This is a genomic window from Enhydrobacter aerosaccus, assembly GCF_900167455.1.
Classification (GTDB): Bacteria; Pseudomonadota; Alphaproteobacteria; order Reyranellales; family Reyranellaceae; genus Reyranella; species Reyranella aerosaccus.
Window position 1 is genome coordinate 123,118 of record NZ_FUWJ01000012.1, and the last position, 20,476, is coordinate 143,593.

At 65.1% G+C, this 20,476-nt stretch carries 20 protein-coding genes; 10 read left to right on the plus strand and 10 right to left on the minus strand.

Features of this window, described 5'->3' with window-relative positions; all coding sequences use genetic code 11:
- Positions 1-667: 667 nt before the first annotated feature.
- Together B5D62_RS28035 and B5D62_RS28040 are read right to left on the minus strand one after the other, a co-directional pair.
- Entirely contained in the window at positions 668-997 is a 330-nt protein-coding gene (locus B5D62_RS28035) for an H-NS histone family protein (RefSeq protein WP_085937363.1), read from the minus strand.
- A gap of 488 nt (positions 998-1,485) precedes the next feature.
- The gene (locus B5D62_RS28040) at positions 1,486-2,355 is read right to left on the minus strand and encodes a Bug family tripartite tricarboxylate transporter substrate binding protein (protein WP_231714970.1); all 870 of its coding nucleotides are present in this window, start codon (positions 2,353-2,355) and stop codon (positions 1,486-1,488) included.
- 260 nt (positions 2,356-2,615) lie between these two features.
- On the opposite strand from B5D62_RS28040, the gene B5D62_RS33545 reads away from it, so the two are divergent.
- The 3 genes from B5D62_RS33545 to B5D62_RS28055 all read left to right on the plus strand — a co-directional run bounded on the left by B5D62_RS33545 (position 2,616) and on the right by B5D62_RS28055 (position 7,135).
- Positions 2,616-4,832, plus strand: coding sequence for a TonB-dependent receptor (locus tag B5D62_RS33545; RefSeq protein ID WP_085937365.1), 2,217 nt, complete (start codon positions 2,616-2,618; stop codon positions 4,830-4,832).
- Positions 4,833-5,061: 229 nt separating this feature from the next.
- Positions 5,062-5,817 carry a tyrosine-protein phosphatase gene (locus B5D62_RS33550; RefSeq protein WP_085937366.1) on the plus strand — a complete coding sequence of 252 codons (756 nt, stop codon included), beginning with the start codon at positions 5,062-5,064 and terminating at the stop codon, positions 5,815-5,817.
- A gap of 76 nt (positions 5,818-5,893) precedes the next feature.
- Positions 5,894-7,135: an epoxide hydrolase family protein gene (locus B5D62_RS28055; protein ID WP_170921177.1), complete on the plus strand. Its 1,242-nt coding sequence runs from the start codon at positions 5,894-5,896 to the stop codon at positions 7,133-7,135.
- Between the two features lie 139 nt (positions 7,136-7,274).
- On the opposite strand, the gene B5D62_RS28060 is transcribed toward B5D62_RS28055, so the two are convergent.
- Both B5D62_RS28060 and B5D62_RS28065 read right to left on the minus strand, forming a co-directional pair.
- Positions 7,275-8,135 (minus strand): HTD2 family dehydratase, encoded by an 861-nt coding sequence (locus B5D62_RS28060; RefSeq protein WP_085937368.1) that lies wholly within the window; start codon positions 8,133-8,135, stop codon positions 7,275-7,277.
- Positions 8,136-8,172: 37 nt separating this feature from the next.
- On the minus strand, positions 8,173-9,072 hold the full coding sequence (locus B5D62_RS28065) for a TauD/TfdA dioxygenase family protein (protein WP_085937369.1): 900 nt from the start codon (positions 9,070-9,072) through the stop codon (positions 8,173-8,175).
- 171 nt (positions 9,073-9,243) lie between these two features.
- Here B5D62_RS28065 and B5D62_RS28070 point away from each other — a divergent pair, with 171 nt between their 5' ends.
- Positions 9,244-9,888, plus strand: a complete 645-nt coding sequence (locus B5D62_RS28070) for a TIGR02466 family protein (protein ID WP_085937370.1) — start codon at positions 9,244-9,246, stop codon at positions 9,886-9,888.
- On the opposite strand, the gene B5D62_RS28075 is transcribed toward B5D62_RS28070, so the two are convergent.
- From B5D62_RS28075 to B5D62_RS34230, 5 genes are read right to left on the minus strand one after another with little or no spacing between them, the layout of a single operon-like run.
- Positions 9,885-10,907 carry an LLM class flavin-dependent oxidoreductase gene (locus B5D62_RS28075; RefSeq protein WP_085937371.1) on the minus strand — a complete coding sequence of 341 codons (1,023 nt, stop codon included), beginning with the start codon at positions 10,905-10,907 and terminating at the stop codon, positions 9,885-9,887. The two genes, B5D62_RS28070 and B5D62_RS28075, sit on opposite strands and share 4 nt — an antisense overlap.
- A 12-nt stretch (positions 10,908-10,919) precedes the next feature.
- Positions 10,920-11,873, minus strand: coding sequence for an acetyl-CoA carboxylase carboxyltransferase subunit alpha (locus tag B5D62_RS28080; RefSeq protein ID WP_085937372.1), 954 nt, complete (start codon positions 11,871-11,873; stop codon positions 10,920-10,922).
- Positions 11,874-11,878: 5 nt separating this feature from the next.
- Complete coding sequence (locus tag B5D62_RS28085; protein WP_085937373.1) at positions 11,879-12,853, minus strand: site-specific tyrosine recombinase XerD; 975 nt, start codon at positions 12,851-12,853, stop codon at positions 11,879-11,881.
- Between the two features lie 3 nt (positions 12,854-12,856).
- The gene (locus tag B5D62_RS28090) at positions 12,857-14,458 is read right to left on the minus strand and encodes a hypothetical protein (RefSeq protein WP_085937374.1); all 1,602 of its coding nucleotides are present in this window, start codon (positions 14,456-14,458) and stop codon (positions 12,857-12,859) included.
- Complete coding sequence (locus B5D62_RS34230; protein ID WP_269435137.1) at positions 14,439-14,561, minus strand: hypothetical protein; 123 nt, start codon at positions 14,559-14,561, stop codon at positions 14,439-14,441. The genes B5D62_RS28090 and B5D62_RS34230 overlap by 20 nt, the downstream gene beginning before the upstream one ends.
- Positions 14,562-14,695: 134 nt before the next feature.
- Here B5D62_RS34230 and B5D62_RS28100 point away from each other — a divergent pair, with 134 nt between their 5' ends.
- Genes B5D62_RS28100 through B5D62_RS28115 form a run of 4 tightly spaced genes read left to right on the plus strand, consistent with a single transcriptional unit; the run spans position 14,696 to position 18,391 of the window.
- Positions 14,696-15,271 (plus strand): shikimate kinase, encoded by a 576-nt coding sequence (locus tag B5D62_RS28100; protein WP_085937377.1) that lies wholly within the window; start codon positions 14,696-14,698, stop codon positions 15,269-15,271.
- Complete coding sequence (gene aroB, locus B5D62_RS28105) at positions 15,268-16,407, plus strand: 3-dehydroquinate synthase (RefSeq protein WP_085937378.1); 1,140 nt, start codon at positions 15,268-15,270, stop codon at positions 16,405-16,407. Before B5D62_RS28100 ends, aroB begins: the two co-directional genes overlap by 4 nt.
- Before the next feature lie 7 nt (positions 16,408-16,414).
- Entirely contained in the window at positions 16,415-17,716 is a 1,302-nt protein-coding gene (locus tag B5D62_RS28110; RefSeq protein WP_085937379.1) for an HlyC/CorC family transporter, read from the plus strand.
- A gap of 21 nt (positions 17,717-17,737) precedes the next feature.
- Positions 17,738-18,391, plus strand: a complete 654-nt coding sequence (locus tag B5D62_RS28115; RefSeq protein WP_085937380.1) for a DUF2889 domain-containing protein — start codon at positions 17,738-17,740, stop codon at positions 18,389-18,391.
- A 48-nt stretch (positions 18,392-18,439) separates the two neighbouring features.
- Here B5D62_RS28115 and B5D62_RS28120 read toward each other — a convergent pair whose 3' ends face one another.
- Complete coding sequence (locus B5D62_RS28120; RefSeq protein ID WP_231714966.1) at positions 18,440-18,715, minus strand: BolA family protein; 276 nt, start codon at positions 18,713-18,715, stop codon at positions 18,440-18,442.
- A 57-nt stretch (positions 18,716-18,772) separates the two neighbouring features.
- Between B5D62_RS28120 and B5D62_RS28125 the strand changes: the two genes are divergently transcribed.
- Together B5D62_RS28125 and cobS are read left to right on the plus strand one after the other, a co-directional pair.
- Complete coding sequence (locus B5D62_RS28125) at positions 18,773-19,348, plus strand: J domain-containing protein (protein WP_085937383.1); 576 nt, start codon at positions 18,773-18,775, stop codon at positions 19,346-19,348.
- A 114-nt stretch (positions 19,349-19,462) separates the two neighbouring features.
- Positions 19,463-20,467, plus strand: coding sequence for a cobaltochelatase subunit CobS (gene cobS / locus B5D62_RS28130; RefSeq protein ID WP_085937384.1), 1,005 nt, complete (start codon positions 19,463-19,465; stop codon positions 20,465-20,467).
- The last annotated feature ends 9 nt before the right edge of the window (positions 20,468-20,476 follow it).

Here is a 20,476-nt window from a genome sequence, read left to right on the forward strand (position 1 = left end):
TTCTGGCAGCGCGAGCCTGTGCCTGTGGCGCCATCCGGCGCAGCGGGGCTGCCCTGGGTCTTGGGGCAGTGCCGGGAAGCAGGGCGATCCGAAAGGATCGCGGGCCCGGGTGCCGCATCAGCAGCCAGAACTGGAGCAGCTGCTCGGGTCGCCGGCGGAGCCGCCCGCCTCGCCAAGGCGCCTCGCCGGTCAAGCGTTCTCCCGTCGGTACGCCAGCGCACGGCCTCCCCCTTTGTACTGAATGAGTCCTGCCGCTGATAACGCACGGTCAATGTCAGCGGATCGAGCGGCGGCCGCGGCTGTGCAATCACGTTGCTGACCGCGCTGGCAACTGTATGCGGCGGCGGCCGGTGAACGGAGCTTGGATCGCCCATCATCAGCCGCGATTCTCGTCAGCCAGCCGCGCATCCTTTGAACCAGATCGGCCCTGTCCGGCTTGGTGCTTTTCCGTGATCAGTCAGGCACAATCCTGCGTCGGCCGCGATCATTATCAGGATTGCAATCAAGATTAATGCCGGATTGAAACGAATGACCGGCTTTTACCCGCTATATGCCCGCGGGATTGCAGCAATTAATGCGGAAATTTCTGGGAAATAACAGAGGCCGCAGCGACGGCGGCGGTGCGGAAACGCACGAGCGTTTCCACGCCTGGTCATGCCTTTAGAATTTATATGGCGAAGTCCTGGATCTTCTTGCCACTCTTCAGCGCCGCCACCAGCCATCTCGGCTGCTTGCCGCGACCGGCCCAAGTCTCGCTCTTGTTGGCGGGATTGCGGTACTTCGGCTTCACCTTCCGGCCAGCCAGCTTGCTGCGCTTATGCGATTTCACGCTGTCGCCAAGCGCGAGATCGACATCGGCCGCAGTCAGCCTGTATTTTTTCAGGACAGCCCTGAGTTGCTTGAATCCCGGCTTTTCAGCCGCCTTGAGAGATTCTGCCTTTGCCTGCAATTCACGGATTTTCGCTTCGATAGCGACAAGAGACGAAGAACGAGCCATTATTTAACACCCGGTTTCTGGACGCGTTTAATATGGATATTAATGCCATTGACGCAAGGCAAAACCTGTTTGCGTTGTATCAATCAACGTATGCAAGAAATCCGGGCCGTCAGAATCTTAATCATCTTCGGTGCGTCGGAAATAATCCAGCCAGGACGATTTGCCCCGTCTCGACATACAGCCTGTCAGCAAATAGCACAGAATACGCAGTCTGTTTTGGACGTATCACGCGTGCATTCCGTGTGCAAGTGCAACCACCGCCTGTACCGGCACCGTCACCGCAATAATGCACGTCACGACTTTGATATTATTGATATAATTCGTTGATTTTCGTCACCGCGACGAGGCCTAGATCGCCGGTTTTGCACATTCACGGGACGAGATATTCGGCCTCGCACTCAAACAAGCGCGACCAATTGCTCACCGGAAAAACACAGCGATGTTCGTCCCGGTATCGTCGCCCGGTCAGCCGCTGCATACCGCGACGGTTACTCCGCCCTGAAACCTGACGCGAGAATTACAGGACCCCATTTTTCATCGTCGGCCTTCATGATTGCCGCGAGTTGCGTCGGGCCCAGCCCGGTGGCTTCGAGCCCCAGCGGCTCGAGGCGCTGGCGCAGCTCGGGCTGATGCGCGGCATCGATCGCCGCGCGCGCCAAGATCTCAACCGTCTCGTTCGGCGTTCCGGCCGGAGCAAACAGCGCATACCAGGCCGAACCCTCGATGTCGTATCCACATTCCCGGAAGGTAGGAACACCGGGATATTGTGGCGATCGCGCTGCGCCCGACGAGGCGAGGATACGGCCCTTGCCCGATTGCACGAGCGTTCCGAGATCCGCGATCGGCAAAACTGCGGCCGGAATTTCCCCCGCCATCAATGCCTGCAGCACCTGGGCCGTCCCCTTGTACGGCACATGCGTCAACTGGATGCCGGCGCTCTTCGCGAACATCAGGCCGAAGAAATGCGGAAGGCTGCCGACGGCGGCAGAGGCAAAGTTGCCGAAGGAACCACCCTTCCGCGCCAGAGCGACGTATTCGGCGAGAGTTTGCACCGGGACCTGGGCGCCAACGCCAAAAGCGAGTTGGAACGAGGCAAGGTGCGCCACCGGCACATAATCCTTGAAGGGATCGTAATCGAGCTTCGCGTAGGAATGCGGGAACGCCACCATGTTCGCCAGCGGCGTCATGAGCAGCGTGTTTCCATCCGGTGCTGCCGTCTTCACGATCATATTGGCAACGATCCCGCTCGCGCCGGGCTTGTTCTCGACAAAAACGGGCCGGTTGAGGCTGACGCGCATCCTGTCGGCGATAAGACGAGCAACGGTATCGCTGCTGGCACCGGCCGGATAGCCGAGCACGATGCGCAAGGGACGTTCGTCCGCTTTCGCGCCGCTTGCGAAGAACGTCATGCCGCCCAGGACGGACCGTCGCGTCAGTTTCATTGACTCAATCCTCATGATCCACGCGACCCTAGGCATGCCCAATGGTGTTGTCACAGGCCGCGTCGGCGGAATGACGAGGTTGATCGACTCTTCACCGACCGGGTTCGATACGATTGACGATACGAAATGTTATACTATAACAATCATAGTGTAGGCGTAATTGGGGGAATGAGGCGATGCGGCGGTACCTGGGGCGCTCTTGGCGAGGCGGTGCGGCATTGGTGCTGGGAGCGGCATTGGTGCTGGGAGCGGCCGTGGCCACACCGGCGCTCGCGCAAACATCGCCTTCGACGACGCCTCCCGATGTGTCGCCCGCGCCGATGCCGGCTCCAGGTGCTGCGCCTGCTCCTGCCGCTGATGCGAGCGGGCTCGGCATCACTGTGACCGCGAAGCGACTCGACGAGGCACGCAGTTCGATCCAGCCCAGCCTTGGTGCGTCACGCTACGATTTCACGCCCGAATCCATCAAAGCCATTCCCCAGGGCGATCAGGCACCGCTGAACCAGGTGTTGCTGCGCGCTCCGGGCGTGGTGCAGGACAGCTTCGGCCAGATCCATGTGCGCGGCGATCATGGAAACGTGCAGTATCGGCTCGACGGTGTTCAGTTGCCGGAAGGTCTATCGCTGTTCAGCAACGCGCTGGCGACTCAATATGCCGACAAGATAGCGCTCATCACTGGTGCCTTGCCGGCCCAGTACGGTCTTCGCCAGGCCGGCGTGGTCGACATCACCCTCAAATCCGGCACGAGCGATCCCGGCGCCGAAAGCTCGATCATGATGGGCTCGCGCGATTATGTGCAGCCTTCTGGGACCTATGGCGGCCGCAGCGGCAACGTCGATTACTTCATCACCGGCCAGTTTCTCCATAACGCCATCGGCATCGAGAATCCGACCTCCTCCTACACCCCGATCCATGACGTCACGAACCAGTGGCATGCCCTGGGCAAGGTGACGGACATCATCGACGAGGGCACGCGGGTGAGCTTCATCGCCGGCGGATCGAGCGGGCAGTTTCAGATCCCGAACAACCCCGGACAGACGCCGCAGTTCACCGTCCAGGGGAATACGACCTTCAACAGCAGCCTGCTGAACCAGCTTCAGTGGGAAGATACCTATTACGGCATCCTGTCGCTGCAGAAGCACCACGGCGACCTCGACTTCCAGCTCTCGGGTTTCACCCGCTATTCCGCGCTCAGCTTCCAGCCAGACGCGCTGGGTGATCTCATGTTCAACGGCATCGCGCCGTGGGCCAAGCAGACGGATCTGGCTATTGGCATGCAGGGCGACGGGAGCTGGAAGGCAACGTCCACCCACACCGTGCGCGCCGGTTTCCTGGTCCAACGCGAACGCGCGACCAGCCTGACCAATGCCCAGGTCCTGCCGGTCGACGACACGGGCGCCGTCAGCAGCGATCAGCCGCTCGGCATCGCTTACGGTTCCGACAGGATCGGCTGGACCTACAGCGTCTACCTGCAGGACGAATGGAAGATCCTTCCCAAGGTGACCGTGAATTACGGCCTGCGCTTCGACGCGATCAACGCCGCCACCCAGGAGAACCAGCTCAGCCCGCGCATCAATGTGGTCTGGGAACCGAACGACATGCTGACGGTTCACGGTGGCTACGCGCGCTACTTCACGCCGCCACCGCTCAACCAGGTCAACAACGCCGCGATCGCCGCCACAGCCGGCACGACCGCCGCGCCGACCATTACCCAGAACACCCCGGCGATGGCAGAGCGCTCCAACTATTTCGACGCCGGCTTCGAGATCCGCCCCAAGGACAGCCTGAAGTTCGGCTTCGACGCCTACTACAAGATCGCGCAGAACCTGCTCGACGAAGGTCAGTTTGGGGCGCCGATCGTCCTGACGTCGTTCAACTATGCCAACGCGACCGTCAAAGGGTTCGAACTGACAGGCGCCTATGACAGGGGCCCCTGGTCGGTCTACGGCAATTTCGCCTGGTCCGATGCCCAGGGCACCAACATCAACTCGGCGCAATTCAACTTCGGCGCCGACGAACTCGCCTTCATCCAGCAGCACTACATCTACCTGGATCACAACCAGAGCTGGACCGGCTCCGGCGGCGTTGCCTACACGGTCAATCCCGACTCCGACTGGGCGACCCGTTTGTCGACCGACATCATCTTCGGCACCGGCCTGCGCAAGACCGTCCTGACGCCAAACGACACGTCCCTGCCGAGCTATGCGGTGTGGAACCTGTCGGCCGTCCAGAAACTGCCGATCAAGGGCATGCGCAGCGTCAATCTGCGCCTGGATGTTATCAACGTGCTCGACAGCGTTTACGAGTTACGCGACGGCACCGGAGTCGGCGTCGGCGCGCCTCAGTACGGCCTGCGGCGGACGTTTCTGGTCTCGCTGGCGCAGAAGTTCTGAGGCCCGGCACCAGCAGCTTCTACCGTCACCCGAGGGGAGCCGCCCGGAGGGCGGCGTAGCCGAGGGGCCCTCTTGGCTGCGCTGGATTCAGCGACGAGGCACAAAAAAGATCCCGAGGTTGCGCTCGGGACGACGAGGATTATTGCCAGAGGCGATTTCCCTTGGGCGCAAATCGCCAGACTCCAAACTGACAAGATTCCGACATCGCGGGCGTGCTAAGCAATCCGGCATGGATGCCATAACCCTTCCCCATGTCGTGCCGCTCGAAGGCGGCTCGAACTTCCGTGACCTCGGCGGTTATCGCACCGTCGATGGGCGTACCGTGCGCCGGGGCGTCGTATTCCGGTCGGCTCATCTCGGTGCGCTGACGGATGCCGACCGCGCCGCTCTCGGCCGGCTTGCCGTCCGCACCATCGTCGATCTGCGCGGCGTCAACGAGGCCGCGGAAACGCCGCACCGCATCGACGGCACGGGAGCGCGCATCGTTGGCGCCCACATCGAGCCCGGTGTCGGCGAGAAGATCAGGTTCGCGATCGAGGACGGAAGCGCGACGCCGTTCCTGATGATGCAGTACCTGACCGATCACTATCGCGACTATCCACGCCGCTGCACGCCCGGGTTCCGCACCTTGTTCGCCACCCTGAGCGACGGGACGCACCGCCCGCTGGTCTTCCATTGCACCGCCGGCAAGGACCGCACCGGCTTCGCGTCAGCGCTTCTGCTGACGCTACTCGGCGTGTCCTGGGACGATGTCATGGAGGATTATCTCCGCACCAACGATCTGTGGACCGGCCATATCGGGCGCTATCCTGAACTCGATATCGATACGCGGGCGGCAATCATCGAGGCGCGTCGTCCCTATCTCGAAGCGGCGTTCGAGGTCGTGACAGCGGAATTCGGCGGGCCGGAAGCCTTCGCCGAAAAAGCCCTCGGCCTGGATGCCGACGCCCACCAGCGGCTGAAGGAAGAATTGCTGGAGGCGTAAAGACGAGGCCGCGCCTCGCGATCCACTGACGCTGGGCCAGGACGCCGCTCGGCCCCTATTATAGGTCATGGCCACCATGCGCTATGACACCCCCGAGCCTTTCAAGGTCGAGATCCCCGAGCGAGCGCTGATCGATCTCGACGAGCGCCTGCGCCGCTGGCGTCCACCGACTGCCATTGCCGACAATGGCAGCTGGGCCTCCGGCACCGCGCCGGAGTTCCTGGCTGAACTGGTCGATCATTGGCGTCACGCCTACGACTGGCAGCGCTGCCAGGAAGCCATCAACCGCTGGCCCAACTATCTGGTCGATATCGATGGCCAGCGCCTGCATTTCATCCGCGAGCCGGGAACCGAGCTGGACGGCGCGCCGCGACCGTTTCCGCTGGTGATCACGCACGGATGGCCGGGTTCGATCGTCGAATTCCTGCATGTCATCGATGTGCTGGCACACCCCGAAGCGCATGGCGGCGATCCGCTCGATGCCTTCGATGTGATCGTGCCGTCCCTGCCCGGCTACGGCTTTTCGGGACCGCCGGTACGGCCCGACGGCAGTCTCGGGCCGATCGGTCCGCGCGCCATCGGCAGCCTGTGGCACCGGCTGGTTCACGACAAGCTGAACTATCGGCGGCCCTACGGTGTGCAGGGAGGCGACTGGGGCGCGGTCGTCTCGTCCTGGACCGCGTTCGATCATCCGGTGACGGAAGAGAAGGAGGGCTGGAAATCCGGTGTGCTCGGCCTCCATCTCAACATGATGGGCCTGCGCCCGGGCATCGATCTCAAGACAGCCGCGCTCAGTGCGGCCGAGAAGGACTGGCTCGACGTGGTGCTGACCGGGCTCGATGACAGAACCGCCTATCAGCGCATCCAGGCGACGCGTCCGCAGACGCTGGGCGTGGCGCTGGCCGATTCACCCGTCGGGCTGGCGGCGTGGATCGTCGAGAAGTTTCGCGACTGGAGCGATTGCGGCGGCGATCCGCGGAGCCGCTTCTCGCTGGATCTGCTGCTGGACAACATCATGGTTTATTGGCTGACCGGGACGGCCGGTACCGCCACCTGGCTTTATCGCGGGGTCACCGAACAGAAGCCGCGCGCGCTGCCGGCCGGCGCCCGTGTCGAAACGCCGACCGCGCTTGCCGCCTTTCCCGCCGATCTCGCTCCCGCGCCCCCGAAGGAATGGATCGAGCGTGCCTATAACCTGCGTCAGCACACGGTCATGCCGCGGGGAGGTCACTTCGCCGCGCTCGAAGAGCCCACGTTGCTGGTCGAGGATATCCGCAGCTTCTTCCGTCCTCTCCGTTTCGGCGCGGCGAACGACTGAGCGGCAGAAGCGATGGGACAGTCGGGACGGGCGGGACAGCGGGGACAGACCGGGACACCGGGGACGGCGGGACGAAGGACCTCAAGCCCTTGGCATCCTTGAGGAAAATCGTCCCCGGAGCCTGGGACGCGGCCCGGGATCAGGCCAGGGCCGCCGTCGCCTGTGCTGCAATCGTGCCTTGCGGCGTCACCGTCCAGAGCTCGGCGCCATTGCCGTCGCTCGTCGGTCGCCCGATCACCTCGAAGGGGCCTGTGTCGAACAGGGGCGCCCGGGCTCGCACGGCGAGGCTCCTGATCGTCCGCCCCGGCATCGAATCACGCAGCAGGTCGAAGATGCATTGCTGGGCAAACGGTCCGTGCACGACCAGCCCGGGATAGCCCTCGGCCTCGATGCAATAGGTGCGGTCGTAGTGGATGCGATGCGGATTGAAGGTCAGCGCCGAATACCGGAACAGGGTCACCGCGTCGGGCTTGATGGTGCGGCGCCAGGGCACGTCCGTCGGCGCCGGATCGCGCACCGGCACGCCGCTCTTGCTGCCGGCCTTCACCTCTTCCCGGAACACCGTGCTGGCCGTCTCGGTCAGCGCCAGGCCGCGCGGCGTAAAGATGCGTCGCGTCTGCGTGGTCACGATCAGGGTGCCGGTGCTGCCGGAGCGCAGCTGCACGTCGGTGAATTCGGTCTCCCGCCGCAGCGCGTCGCCGACGCGGATATCGCCGCTGAAGGTGAAGGTCGAACCGGCATACATGCGGCGCGGCAACGGCATGCGCGGCAGCACGTCGCTCTCCATCGGCAGACCGTCCTCGCCCAGCTTGGCGCGGCGCGCGTAGGAATGCAGGAAGCATAGATGCCAGCCCGGTGCGATCGGCTCGCCGGCCTTCGGCACCGGCTCGTTGCGGTCGAACGTGGCGATCATGCCCTTGAGCGGGGCCTCGGTGACCGTGTCGTGGTCCTCGACCTTGCGTCCCAGTTGCTTCTTCAGCGGCTCGATATCGATCGTCATCTCTCTTCCCTATGCCTTGCAGACGGCCCGACGGCCGTCATTCCGCCGCGACGGCCAGCCCCATCTGCTCGCAGGTCGGTGCCACGTCCGAGACGGTGGCGCGGCGCATGTCGCGACGCCAGCGTTGGTCGTCGAAGTCGGTGCCGCGATGCATCGTGCAGCGATCGTCCCACATCACCAGGTCGTTCACCCGCCAGCGATGGATGTAGACGAACTGGCGCTGCGTCGCATGCGCGGTCAATTCCTTGAGAAGAGCCTCGGCCTCGGCTTTCGGCATGCCGCGGATCGCGCCGGCATGGCTGGCGAGATAGAGGCTCATGCGGCCACTGTCCTGCAGGCGCCGCACCAGCACCTGGGGCACCGGCTCGAAAGCCTTGCGTTCGGCCTCGTCGAAGTCCGTGAAGCCGAGCCGCGCCCGCGATGTCATCAGCGAATGCTCGGCGACGAGGCCGACGAGTCGGCGCTTCATGTCTTCGGACAGCGCGTCGTAGGCCGCCCGCATGTCGGCGAACTCGGTGTGGCCGCCGATCGACGGGATGGCGCGGCCATGCAGCAGGGAGCAATAGGCCGGCACACGCTTGAAGGAAGAATCCGTGTGCCAGAGACGGTTGCCGAGCTGATAGAGGCGCACCCGATCGTTGGACGGCAGGATGCGGTCCTCGGCGTCGAGATTGCCGACATCGGCGAGGTTCTCGTGCAGCCGCATCTTGTGATCGGCGCGCAACTTGAAGACGCTGGTCTCCAACGGGCCGAAATGCCGGGCGAACTCGAGGTGGCTCTGATCGTCGAAGGTCTGGTCAGGAAAGACCAGCACCGCATACTTGGTGAACGCGCTGCGAATGGCGGCGAGATCGTCCGCGGCGAGCGGCTGGCCGAGATCGACGTCTCCCACTTCGGCTGCGAAATCAGGCGTGATGGGCTGGATGGTGACGGTCATGCTGTTCCTCCCGACCGTATGTCTTGTCCGGATTGGATCACTGAAGGGCGCGGGTCGCAAATGCGTTTCATCCTTCTCGGCCATCGACTTTCAGGATGCGGCTTTTCCGCCCGCGGGACACGCCGCATGATGGTGGCACACCATTACCGGGCGATTTCGCTATACTGAACCATGATCGAAAAGCAGGAAGTCCAGGAACTCTTTCCGACCACCATCTGGATCGTCGACCTGAAGGCGTCGGAAGCCGTGCCTTTCAACGCGCATCTCAAGACGGAAATCGAGAAGATCATCTCGCCACGCCCGAAGGTGCCGGCCGGAAGCAATTGGCAGACGCCGCAGGACCTGCATACGCGGCCGGCCTTCGCCGACTTCGTCAAGCTGGTTGAGATGGCGGCGCGCGGCGTCGCGCGGTTCCTGCAGGTCGATCAGCATGCGATGATGATCACGGGCTGCTGGGCCAACATCAATCCGCCCGGCGCCTATCATCCGACGCACAATCACCCCAACAATTACCTGAGTGGCGTCTATTACGTCGCAGTGCCCGAGGTCGGCTCGCATATCCTGTTCCAGGATCCTCGCCCGGCCATGATCATGCCGCGGCCGCGTCAGTTCACGCGCGTCACCGTCAATGCCGCCGATGCGCAGAGCAAGCCAGGACGCATGGTCCTGTTCCCCTCGTGGCTCCGGCACAACGTGCCGGCCAATGATGGCCAAAGCGAGCGCATCAGCATCGCGTTCAATCTGATGTTCAAGAACTTTGCCGAGACGCTGGCTGCCCCGATGTGGGATCCGACAGCCGGCAAGGAAAAGGGCTAGGACGCGGTCAGGCCGAACTCGCTCGTGAGAAGCTCGTAGGAGCGTTTGCGCTTGGCGAAGTCGTAGCAGATCGTGACCGCCATGATCTCGTCGACCTGATAGTTCGCGGCCTGCTGCTCGAGCCCCGCACGCACCGTCTTGGGCGATCCGACGACGGAGCGGCGGCGCAAGCGCGTCAGCCAGCGATCGGCTCCAGGCGCCTTCGCCTCGACCAGGGCCTCTTCGATCGAAGGCACCGGGCCTGCTTCGCCGCGGCTGAGGAGACGCATGGCCCAGACTTCGCGGCTGATCGCGAGAAGCTGCGCTTCCTCGTCGGTGTCGGCGCACAGCACGGTGATCGCCATCATGGCCATCGGTTCACGATGGAGCGCGGACGGCTTGAAGTGCGCGCGGTAGGCACGCGTGGCGGCGTCGCCGCCATCGGGATTGATGAAATGGGCAAAACAGAAAGGCAGGCCGAAATGCGCAGCCAGCGCCGCGCTCTCGTCGCTCGAGCCCAGGAGCCAGACATCCGGCGCCGTGGGACCGGCAGGCTGCGCCACCACGCCCTGTCCCGGATGGTTGTCCGGCAAGGCATCGTGCAGCCAGGCCATGAGATCGCGCACCTGATAGGGGTAGTTGTCCGGATTGCTCCAGTTGGGCTTGCCGTCGGCGAGGGCGCGCATGGTGCGCTGGTCGCTGCCCGGCGCGCGGCCGACGCCCAGGTCGATCCGGCCCGGGAACAGCGTTTCGAGCATCCGGAAGTTTTCCGCCACCTTGTAGGCGCTGTAATGCGGCAGCATCACGCCGCCGGAGCCGATCCGCATGTGCTGCGTCAGGGCGGCGACCCGCGTGACCAGTATTTCCGGCGTCGAGCCGGCAAGCGCATCGCTGCTGTGATGCTCCGCCAGCCAGTAGCGGTGATAACCCAGCCGATCGCAGAGCTGGGCCAGTTCGAGCGTTTCGGCCACCGCCTCGGCGGCGGTCCCGCCCTTGCGGATCGGCGACTGGTCGAGAACGCTGAGACGCAGGCCGGCCATCGCGAGCGGCCGCTACAAGCCCTTCTTGCCCATGGCGAGGAACTTCTCCTCGCGTCGGCGGCGCAATGTCTCCGGATCGAGCTGCGACAGCTCCGCCAGCGCATCGGAGATCGTCTTGCCGACCGCATCGATCGCCTCGTCGGGGGCACGGTGCGCGCCGCCCATGGGCTCGGGAATTACGTCGTCGATGACTTCGAGCCGCCTGAGGTCCCCTGCGGTGACCTTCATCGCCTCGGCTGCGTCCTGCGCATTGGCGTTCGACCGCCACAGGATGGAGGCGCAGCCTTCGGGCGAGATCACCGAATAGACCGAATTCTCCAGCATGTAGACGCGATCCGCCGACGCGATCGCCAGCGCGCCGCCCGAACCGCCTTCGCCGATCACGACGCTCACCAGCGGCACACCGATGGCGAGGCAGGTGTCGATCGAACTCGCTACCGCCTCCGCCTGCCCGCGCGCTTCGGCGTCGATGCCGGGATAGGCGCCGGAAGTATCGACCAGGGTCACGACCGGAACCTTGAATCGATCGGCAAGCCGCATCAGGCGCTGCGCCTTGCGGTAGCCCTCGGGCCGCGCCATGCCGAAATTGTGCTTGAGGCGCGACTCGGTATCGTCTCCCTTCTCCTGGCCGAGCACCATGACGCTGCGCCCATACAGCCGACCGATGCCGCCGACGATGGCGGCGTCCTCGCCAAAGGTACGATCACCGGCGAGCGGTATGTAATCCGTCACAAGCCGGTCGATATAGCGCTGCGCATGCGGACGGTCCGCATGACGCGCAACCTGCACGCGCTGCCACGGCGTGAGCTTGGCGTACAGAGTGCGCAACAGCTTCTGCACCTTGTCCTGCAGGCGCATGACTTCGTCGGCGATATCGACGTCACCTGAGTTGGGCAGATGCCTGAGCTCGGCGATCTTGCTTTCAAGCTCCGCGATCGGCTTCTCGAATTCGAGATATGTCGTCATTGCGGTCAGGTGTCGCCCGGAGGCCGAGTCCTGTCAACCGGACGTCTGCCGCGGCTGCGCCGGGCCAGCGGATGCTTCTCCTGCACCAGGGCGCGCAGCTTCTCGTCGAGCACATGCGTATAGATCTGCGTCGTGGCGATATCGGCATGACCCAGCATCAATTGCACGCTGCGCAGATCGGCGCCCCCTTCCAGCAGGTGGCTGGCGAAGGCGTGCCGCAGCACGTGCGGCGAGACCCGCGCCGGATCGATGCCGGCGGCAAGCGCCGCTTCCTTCAGGAGTTGTGCGAAACGTTGGCGCGTGAGATGGCCGGTCCGTCCACGCGACGGAAACAGGTAGCGAGAGGTTTCACCCTCGGCCAGCGCGCCGGCACGCACCGGCAACCACGCCGCGATCGCAGCGCGCGCCGGATCGGACAAGGGCACCAGCCGCTCCTTGTCGCCCTTGCCGCGCACGACCAGCACTGTCGGATCGCGCTCCACGGCCGACAGAGGCAAGGTCACGAGTTCGGAAACGCGCAGGCCGGTTGCATAGAGGATCTCGAGCAGTGTGGCCATGCGACCGCCATCGGCGCCGTCGCGGTCCTTGGTGGCATCGATCAGGCGGTCGACCTCGGCCCGCGACAGCACTTTGGGAAGCGGTCGGCCGAGGCGCGGCGAATCGAGTGCGCTTGCAGGATCGTCACTGCGCAGGCCTTCGGCGACGAGGAAACGGAAGAGCTGCCGCATCACCGAAAGGCGCCGCGCCACGGTGCGCGGCGTCATGCCGACATAATCGAGCGACTTCAAGTAAGCGCGCAGCGCCTCCGCATCGGCCGTTGCCGGCTTCTGCTTGCGCCGGCCGAGAAAGACCTCGAGGTCGGCCAGGTCGGCCCCGTAGGCCGCCTGCGTGTTGCGGGATGCCCCGCGCTCGGCCGTCATCATTTCGAGGAAGAGCTCGGCCTCGCGCGACAGAGAGGGAGAAGCTTTCCGTCTCGCCACGGCTCACAGTCCGTGCGCGATGGCCGTCTCGATCGCGAACAGCCGCGCGGCCGTCGCCTCGCCGGCTTGCCGCAAGGAGCGGACGATGATGCCGACGGCGGCGGGATGGAGTTCCGTCAGCGGCGTGTCGCCAATGGCGTCGGAGGCAAGCAGCGCCGCCTCCGCCTGTCGATGCGCAGCGCCAGCGGCCTGAAGCGCCTGCAGCGTTGCGGCAGGCGGCATCACCAGACGGACACCGGGCGGCGGCGCTTCCGGCAGCTCGGTCGACTTGGGCGGCACCTCGAAGCCGACCGCTCGAAACAGCTCCAGCAACAGGTACCCACGCATCGGCGCGGCCCGCGGATCATCCTGCCGGATGACGCCGTACCAGCGATTGACGTCTTCCGGCACGAGGTTCCTGCCGTTGTCGATGCCGGCGATCTCGATCAACGGCATCAGATGATCGAGGGCGTTCATCGCCCCGGCATTGTTGTAGGCCGCCTGGAGAGCGAGCTGCGTCCACGCCCTGGTGAGCTTCTTGTCGCCCAGCAACAGGAAACCGCGGATCGCCTCCTGCGCCACGCCGGCATATTCCGGCTTGGCCGGAAGGTTGAGCAGCGCCGAGGCGCTGGCGCGGGCGATGGTCGGGAACAAGGGGCTGCCGTTGGTCTCGGTATAGACCGCGCGCACCGCATTCATGATCTCGGTCGGATTGGCGGCATTGCGGGCTGCCGCGACGAGTTGCGCGCGTCGCGCCATCGCCGGAGGCAGCGCCGCCCCCTCGCGCAGCGCGTCCATATAGAGATCGGCAAGCCGCGTCGCCTCGATGACCGCCAGCGCTTCGCCGCGTTCGGCGATCTCGATCCGGCTCGCCATCGGGAGCGCCGGCTGGCCGACCAGCGCGCGGATCAAGGGCGGCTGGGTGGTCGACAGCGCCGACGCCGGGGGAACCAGATGGGCCATGTAGATCAGGACCATCGCCGGCCCGTCGAGCGTCCCCGCCGGTGCAACGGTCTGTCCGGATCCTTCCGCCACGATCTTTACCAGAGCGGCAAAAGACGGATCGGTGCTTCGCAAGGCGCTGAGCGCGCCGAGGGCACCGCCCGTATCGCCACGCGCCAGCATGCAGGCGATCTCGGCCCGCTGCCCGAACGGCTGGGCCAGGGCATTGTTCTCGGCGACGGCGCACGCGCCCGCGCGCTCGCCCGCCATCATCATCGCATTGGTCACCGTCGCGGCGATCGACGGATCGACATAGCCGCCGGCGCTGCGCACCATCTCGTTCAGGCTTTCGCCCTCGCCCATCGCCGCGAGACGATCGACCTTGCGCGCGAACAGGGTGGGCGGGGGGCTCGCGTCCGCCACCGGCGGGGTGAGCAGGCTCACCATGACCTCGAACTGCAGGTCGCGCAGCGCACGACTGCGAGGGGCGGCCGGCAGCGCCGAGACCAGTCGCTTGGCGGTGCCGAGTCGGGTATCGCCCCAGGCATCGGCCGGCATGCCACCAGTCTTCTCGGTCAGGAAGCCGGTGGGCCGGTCGTCGAAACTGGGACTCTGCGCGAAGGCGCCATGGGCGCCGAAGGCCAGGGTGACCGCTACGGCAAGACTAATGCGCAAGTCGGTCATTGGGCACGGTCACCTCGAAGTGCTGCACAGGCGGAGTGGGCTGGAAAAGAGCCAGGAACAGTCCGCCGGCAATCAGCAGCACGACGATGACACCGACAATCATAGGCCACACCCTTGTCGGGGCGACGCGGAAATGAGTCTTGGACCGGATCGAAGCCACGGCGCGGAAACTACCCGTCTGCCGCCGAACGGGCAATCGCCGGTCGCTTGAAAGATCGCCTCGGATGCGCGACATCCATGCATGAAGTGATCGAGTCTCCTCCTGTCCTGTCCCTCCCGCGCACCGTAGCCCTTGTCGGGCTCATGGGTGCCGGCAAAACCGCCATCGGCAAGCGCCTTGCCGTGCGTCTGGGGTTGCCGTTCGTCGACGCCGACGAGGAGATTGAACGCGCCGCCGGCTGCACGGTGGCGGAATTTTTCGAGCGCTACGGCGAGGCCGAGTTCCGGGCCGGCGAACGGCGCGTGATTGCCCGTCTGCTGGAAGGCCCTCCGCTCGTCCTGTCGACTGGCGGCGGCGCCTACATGGATCCGGAAACGCGTGCCCTGATGCGGCAGAAGGCGCTGACGGTGTGGCTGCGTGCCGATCTCGAGGTGCTGTTCGACCGCGTCAAGCGTCGCGGCCATCGGCCGCTGCTGCGCCAGGGCGACCCACGGGAGATTCTCGCCCGGCTGATGGCGCTGCGCTATCCCGTCTACGCCGAGGCGGATCTGGTGGTCGATTCGACGGCGCAGCCCGTCGACGTGACCACCGAGCAGGTCGTCGAGGCACTGCGCCGCCATCTCGAATCGCAGACCGTGGGAGTGGCGGTATGACGATGCGGACGCTTGCCCCTCGCACGGTGCGTGTCGATCTTGCCGGCCGCGGCTACGACATCGCCATCGGCCCCGGATTGATCGATCGCGTCGGCACGCTCGCGGCACCGCTTCTTGCAGCGCCGCGCGTGATCGTTGTCAGCGACGAAACGGTCGAGCCTCTCTATGGCCGCCGCGTTGCCGCCTCGTTCGAGAAGGCCGGCGTCAAGGTTGGCAGCGTTGTCGTGCCGGCCGGGGAAAGCAGCAAGGAATTCGGCGCCTTCGGCCGCCTGATGAACACGCTGCTCGATGCGCGGCCCGATCGCAAGACCACGCTGGTCGCTCTCGGCGGCGGAGTCGTCGGCGATCTCACCGGCTTTGCCGCCGCGGTATTGCTGCGCGGCGTCGACTTCATCCAGGTGCCGACGACCCTGTTGGCCCAGGTCGATTCCTCCGTCGGCGGCAAAACCGGCATCAATACCCGGCACGGCAAGAACCTGATCGGCGCCTTCTACCAGCCCCGCCTGGTGGTGGCCGACACCGACGTCCTCGACACGCTGCCGCGGCGCGAACTGCTGGCCGGCTATGCCGAGGTGGCGAAGTACGGTCTGATCGACGATCCGGCTTTCTGGGACTGGTGCGAAGCGAACGGTGCGGCGGTCCTCGCCGGCGATGCCGCCAAGCGCAGCTACGCCATCGAGCAGAGCTGCCGCGCCAAGGCGCGCATCGTCGCCGCCGACGAGCGCGAGACCACCGACCTGCGCGCGCTCCTGAACCTCGGCCATACGTTCGGCCATGCCCTCGAAGCTGAAACCGGCTTCGGGCCGGACCTGCTGCACGGAGAAGCGGTGGGCGCCGGCATGACGATGGCGTTCGACCTCTCTGCCAAGCTGGGCTTGTGCCCGGCCGCGGACGCCCGACGCGTGCGCGAGCATCTCGGGGCGGTGGGGCTGCCGGTGCGGCTGCGCAGCATCGGCGGAAGCAACCGCCGAAACTGGGACGCCGACAAGCTCATCGAGCATATGCGCGGCGACAAGAAGGCCGAAGCCGGCCGCCTCACCTTCGTTCTGGCTCGCGGCATCGGCAAGACCTTCGTGACCCGCGATATCGACGAGCCGGCAGTACGCGAGCTGCTCGACGCGGCCATCGCCGCCTGACGAGACGATGGACCACGAGATCGCCCTGCATCTTCCGCCGTGGCTCGCCGGCCCGCTCGTCGTGCTCTGCATCGCCCTCAGCGGCTACATGTCGGCGGCCGAGACGGCAGTGACCGGCGCGTCGCGCCCGCGCATGCATCGCCTCGCCCAGCAGGGCAACAAGCGGGCGACCCTGGTCAACCGGCTGCTCGATCGCAAGGATGAAGCGGTAAGCGCGGTGCTGCTGGGCAACAGCGTGCTGAACATCCTGTCCGCCTCGCTGACGACCGCGGTGCTCACAGAGCTCTTCGGAGCAGCGGGCGTGGTCTACGCCACGGGCATCATCGGCGTTCTGGTCGTGGTCTTCGCCGAGGTGATGCCGAAGACCTGGGCCCTGCTGCGGGCCGACCGGGTGGCCCTCACGCTGGCGCCGTCGATCCTCGTGACCCTGACGGTGCTCGGGCCGATGGCGCGGGGCTTCGCCTGGATATCCCGCATCTTCCTTGCCCTGTTGCGGGTCCGCACGACGCCCGACGAGCAGGAGCATACGGAGTTGCTGCGCGGCGCCATCGAGATGCATGGCGCGGGACATGCCGACGAAGACGCGCCGGAAGAAAAGGCGATGCTGCGCTCGGTGCTCGATCTCGGCGATCGCACGGTGAGCGACGTCATGGTCCATCGCGGCAGCGTGGTGCAGATCGATGCCGACGAGCCGATCGAATCGATCGTGACGCAGGTGCTGGCCGCGCCCTATACGCGCTTGCCCGTCTATCGTGGCCAGTCCGACAATATCGTCGGGGTGGTGCACGCCAAGGATCTGTTCCGGGCGGTCAAGGCGGCTGGCGGTCCGGAGACCGTGCGCATCGCCGACGTCATGACGCCGCCCTGGTTCATTCCCGAATCGACGATCCTGTTCGACCAGCTGAAGGCCTTCCAGGCACGCCACGAGCATTTCGCCATCGTGGTCGACGAATACGGCGTCATGCTGGGCATCGTCACCCTCGAGGACATCATCGAGGAGATCGTGGGCGACATCGAGGACGAGCACGACGCCATCAAGCGCGGCCTGGTGGAACGCGAGGATGGCAGCGTGCTCTGCCAGGGCAGCGCCCCGATCCGCGATCTCAATCGCGCGTTCGGCTGGCAACTGCCGGAGGATGTCGCCACGACCATCGCCGGGCTGGTCCTGTACGAGGCGCGGCGCATTCCGGAGGTCGGCCAGACCTATGCCTTCTATGGCTTCAGGTTCGAGATTTTGAAGCGCGAGGGCACGCGGATCGCCGAGTTGCGGATCGTGCCGCCGGCGGCCATACAAGCAGCCAATATCTGAGGATCAGCAAGAGGATTTGCCATGCCGCTTTCGCCGCCGGTCGGGCGACAGCACCTGCATACGCGTCGGGTTACCTGCCAGGGCTTTTTCCGCGAGGACGGGCTCTGGGACATCGAAGGCCGCATCACCGACGAGAAGGCGTACGATCATCCCAACGAGTGGCGCGGCACGCTGAAGGCGGGCGACTATGTGCATGACATGTCGATCCGCCTCACCCTCGATCACAAGTTCACGATCGTCGATGTCGAGGCCGTGACCGACAAGTCGCCCTATCAGGTCTGCGGCAATATCACGCCCGATTTCAAGAAGCTGATCGGGCTCCGGATCGGCGGTGGGTTTCACCGCGAGGTCCGCGCGCGGCTTGGCGGCGTGCATGGCTGCACCCACATCGTCGAACTCCTCGGGCCCGTAGCGACGACGGCCTTCCAGACCGTGGCGTCGGGCAAGGCGCGCGAGCTCAATCGCCGGCATCGGGAGAAGAACGGCACGCTTCCGAAAGCGGAGACATCCCCGTCCGCCAAGCCGCCGCGCAAGCCCTATGTGATCGATACCTGCCACGCCTGGTCGTCGGAGGGCGACGTGGTGAAGCGCTGGGCGCCGCACTTCTATACGGGCCCCGATGCCGAGGCGGTTCGCACCGCCGCCGAAGGCAAGGAGATCGAACTGGACGGTTGATCCCCAGGACCCGGATCGGGGGCGTTCACGGCGCGGACAGGCGTGGCGTCAGGCTTTCGTGTCTTCCTCGGGCGTGAGCGTCGTCAAGGCAAGCGCGTGCAGGCCGGCCGAGAACTCGTCCTTGAGCACAGCGTACACCAGGCGCTGCCGGGCCACGCGGCTCTGTCCGGCGAAGGCCGCCGACACGATCTCCACCCGAAAATGTGACTCGCCGCCTTCGCGATAGCCGGCATGCCCCCGATGCCGCGACGACTCGTCCTCGATGCTGAGGCGCATCGGCGCAAAATGCTGTCGAAGCTTGCTGTCAATCGCCGTCGCCATCATACCCATCTCGCCAACGCCTCTCTTGCCCGTCAAATCGCTCGCTCACATATTACCTCGATGCCGAAACGGCGCACAAAACCCCTGACGGCCACCGATGCCGCAGCCCCGTTCCAGCGGGTCTGCGAAGCACCGGGCTGTCGACTGCAGGGCGAGTATCGCGCCCCCCGCTCCCGCGACCGGCTGAACGAGTATCGCTGGTTCTGCCTGGAGCATGTGCGCGACTACAACAAGAAATGGGACTACTTCGCGGGCCTTGACGCCGAGCAGATCGAGCAACACATCCGCGCCGATACGACGTGGCGGCGGCCGGTATGGCCGCTCGGCACTCGCGGCGGCGGCGGCCCCCGGATCAACGACCCTTTCGGGTTGAGCGACGATGCCGGTCTCGGCGAACGCCCCGCCCCTCGTATGGATGGCAGCGAACAACTGACCCCGGCCGAACGCAGTGCGATCGAGGTGCTTGAACTTTCATGGCCGCTAACCCAGGCCGATGTGAAATCTCGTTACAAAGAACTGGTGAAACTGCACCATCCCGATGCCAATGGCGGCGCCCGGGAGGCAGAGGAAAAGCTGAAGGAAATCAACGCCGCCTATTCCACTCTGCGGGCGTGCGACCATCTTCCCGCAGACTGACAGCCGGCGCGACGCAGACCTGCCAATTGGCCGCTTGCAGCGCACCATGGGGCCTGCGACTATTAACTTTAGGCCCGCAATCTGGCGGGTTTTGTTTTGTTAGGAATTCGTGTGATGGCTTCTACGACGACCGCCGCCCGTCCCAACATTTCGGGCATGCCGGACATCAAAGTTTCCGCTCGCCAGGTCTTCGGCATCGACACAGACATGGAAGTGCCCGCTTTCAGCACGGCCACCGAACATGTGCCGGCCGTCGACGATGCTTACCTCTTCGACCATGACACCACGATGGCGATCCTCGCCGGTTTCGCCTTCAACCGACGCGTCATGGTTCAGGGTTACCACGGCACCGGCAAGTCGACCCACATCGAGCAGGTCGCAGCCCGGCTGAACTGGCCCTGCATCCGCATCAACCTCGACAGCCACATCAGCCGTATCGACCTGATCGGCAAGGACGCGATCGTCCTCCGTGACGGCAAGCAGGTGACGGAGTTCCGCGAAGGCATCCTGCCCTGGGCGCTGCAGAACCCGACCGCCCTGGTGTTCGACGAATACGATGCCGGCCGCGCCGACGTCATGTTCGTGATCCAGCGCGTGCTCGAGGTCGAAGGCAAGCTGACCCTGCTGGACCAGAACAAGGTCATTCATCCGCATCCGGCCTTCCGCCTGTTCGCCACGGCCAACACGGTCGGCCTGGGCGATACGACCGGCCTCTATCATGGCACGCAGCAGATCAATCAGGGCCAGATGGACCGCTGGTCGATCGTCACCACCCTGAACTATCTGCCGCACGACCAGGAAGTGAACATCGTCGCTGCCAAGGCGCCGCAGTACGACAACGACGAAGGCCGCAAGATCATCTCGGCGATGGTCGCGCTTGCCGACCTCACCCGCGCCGGCTTCATCGCTGGCGATATCTCGACGGTGATGTCGCCGCGTACCGTGATCACCTGGGCCGAGAATGCGCGCATCTTCGGCGGCGACGTGGGCTTTGCCTTCCGTCTCACCTTCCTCAACAAGTGCGACGAGGTCGAGCGCAGCACGCTGGCCGAGTATTATCAGCGCTGCTTCGGCAAGGAATTGCCGAGCGGCAGCTCCAAGGGTGGCAAGCTGCATTAAGGCGCCCCA

Coding starts and splice junctions, on each gene's coding strand:
- B5D62_RS28035 (WP_085937363.1), bottom strand. CDS start 997: ATGGCTCGTTCTTCGTCTCTTGTCGCTATCGAAGCGAAAATCCGTGAA.
- B5D62_RS33545 (WP_085937365.1), top strand. CDS start 2,616: ATGCGGCGGTACCTGGGGCGCTCTTGGCGAGGCGGTGCGGCATTGGTG.
- B5D62_RS33550 (WP_085937366.1), top strand. CDS start 5,062: ATGGATGCCATAACCCTTCCCCATGTCGTGCCGCTCGAAGGCGGCTCG.
- B5D62_RS28055 (WP_170921177.1), top strand. CDS start 5,894: ATGCGCTATGACACCCCCGAGCCTTTCAAGGTCGAGATCCCCGAGCGA.
- B5D62_RS28060 (WP_085937368.1), bottom strand. CDS start 8,135: ATGACGATCGATATCGAGCCGCTGAAGAAGCAACTGGGACGCAAGGTC.
- B5D62_RS28065 (WP_085937369.1), bottom strand. CDS start 9,072: ATGACCGTCACCATCCAGCCCATCACGCCTGATTTCGCAGCCGAAGTG.
- B5D62_RS28070 (WP_085937370.1), top strand. CDS start 9,244: ATGATCGAAAAGCAGGAAGTCCAGGAACTCTTTCCGACCACCATCTGG.
- B5D62_RS28075 (WP_085937371.1), bottom strand. CDS start 10,907: ATGGCCGGCCTGCGTCTCAGCGTTCTCGACCAGTCGCCGATCCGCAAG.
- B5D62_RS28080 (WP_085937372.1), bottom strand. CDS start 11,873: ATGACGACATATCTCGAATTCGAGAAGCCGATCGCGGAGCTTGAAAGC.
- B5D62_RS28090 (WP_085937374.1), bottom strand. CDS start 14,458: ATGACCGACTTGCGCATTAGTCTTGCCGTAGCGGTCACCCTGGCCTTC.
- B5D62_RS34230 (WP_269435137.1), bottom strand. CDS start 14,561: ATGATTGTCGGTGTCATCGTCGTGCTGCTGATTGCCGGCGGACTGTTC.
- B5D62_RS28100 (WP_085937377.1), top strand. CDS start 14,696: ATGCATGAAGTGATCGAGTCTCCTCCTGTCCTGTCCCTCCCGCGCACC.
- aroB (WP_085937378.1), top strand. CDS start 15,268: ATGACGATGCGGACGCTTGCCCCTCGCACGGTGCGTGTCGATCTTGCC.
- B5D62_RS28110 (WP_085937379.1), top strand. CDS start 16,415: ATGGACCACGAGATCGCCCTGCATCTTCCGCCGTGGCTCGCCGGCCCG.
- B5D62_RS28115 (WP_085937380.1), top strand. CDS start 17,738: ATGCCGCTTTCGCCGCCGGTCGGGCGACAGCACCTGCATACGCGTCGG.
- B5D62_RS28120 (WP_231714966.1), bottom strand. CDS start 18,715: ATGATGGCGACGGCGATTGACAGCAAGCTTCGACAGCATTTTGCGCCG.
- B5D62_RS28125 (WP_085937383.1), top strand. CDS start 18,773: ATGCCGAAACGGCGCACAAAACCCCTGACGGCCACCGATGCCGCAGCC.
- cobS (WP_085937384.1), top strand. CDS start 19,463: ATGGCTTCTACGACGACCGCCGCCCGTCCCAACATTTCGGGCATGCCG.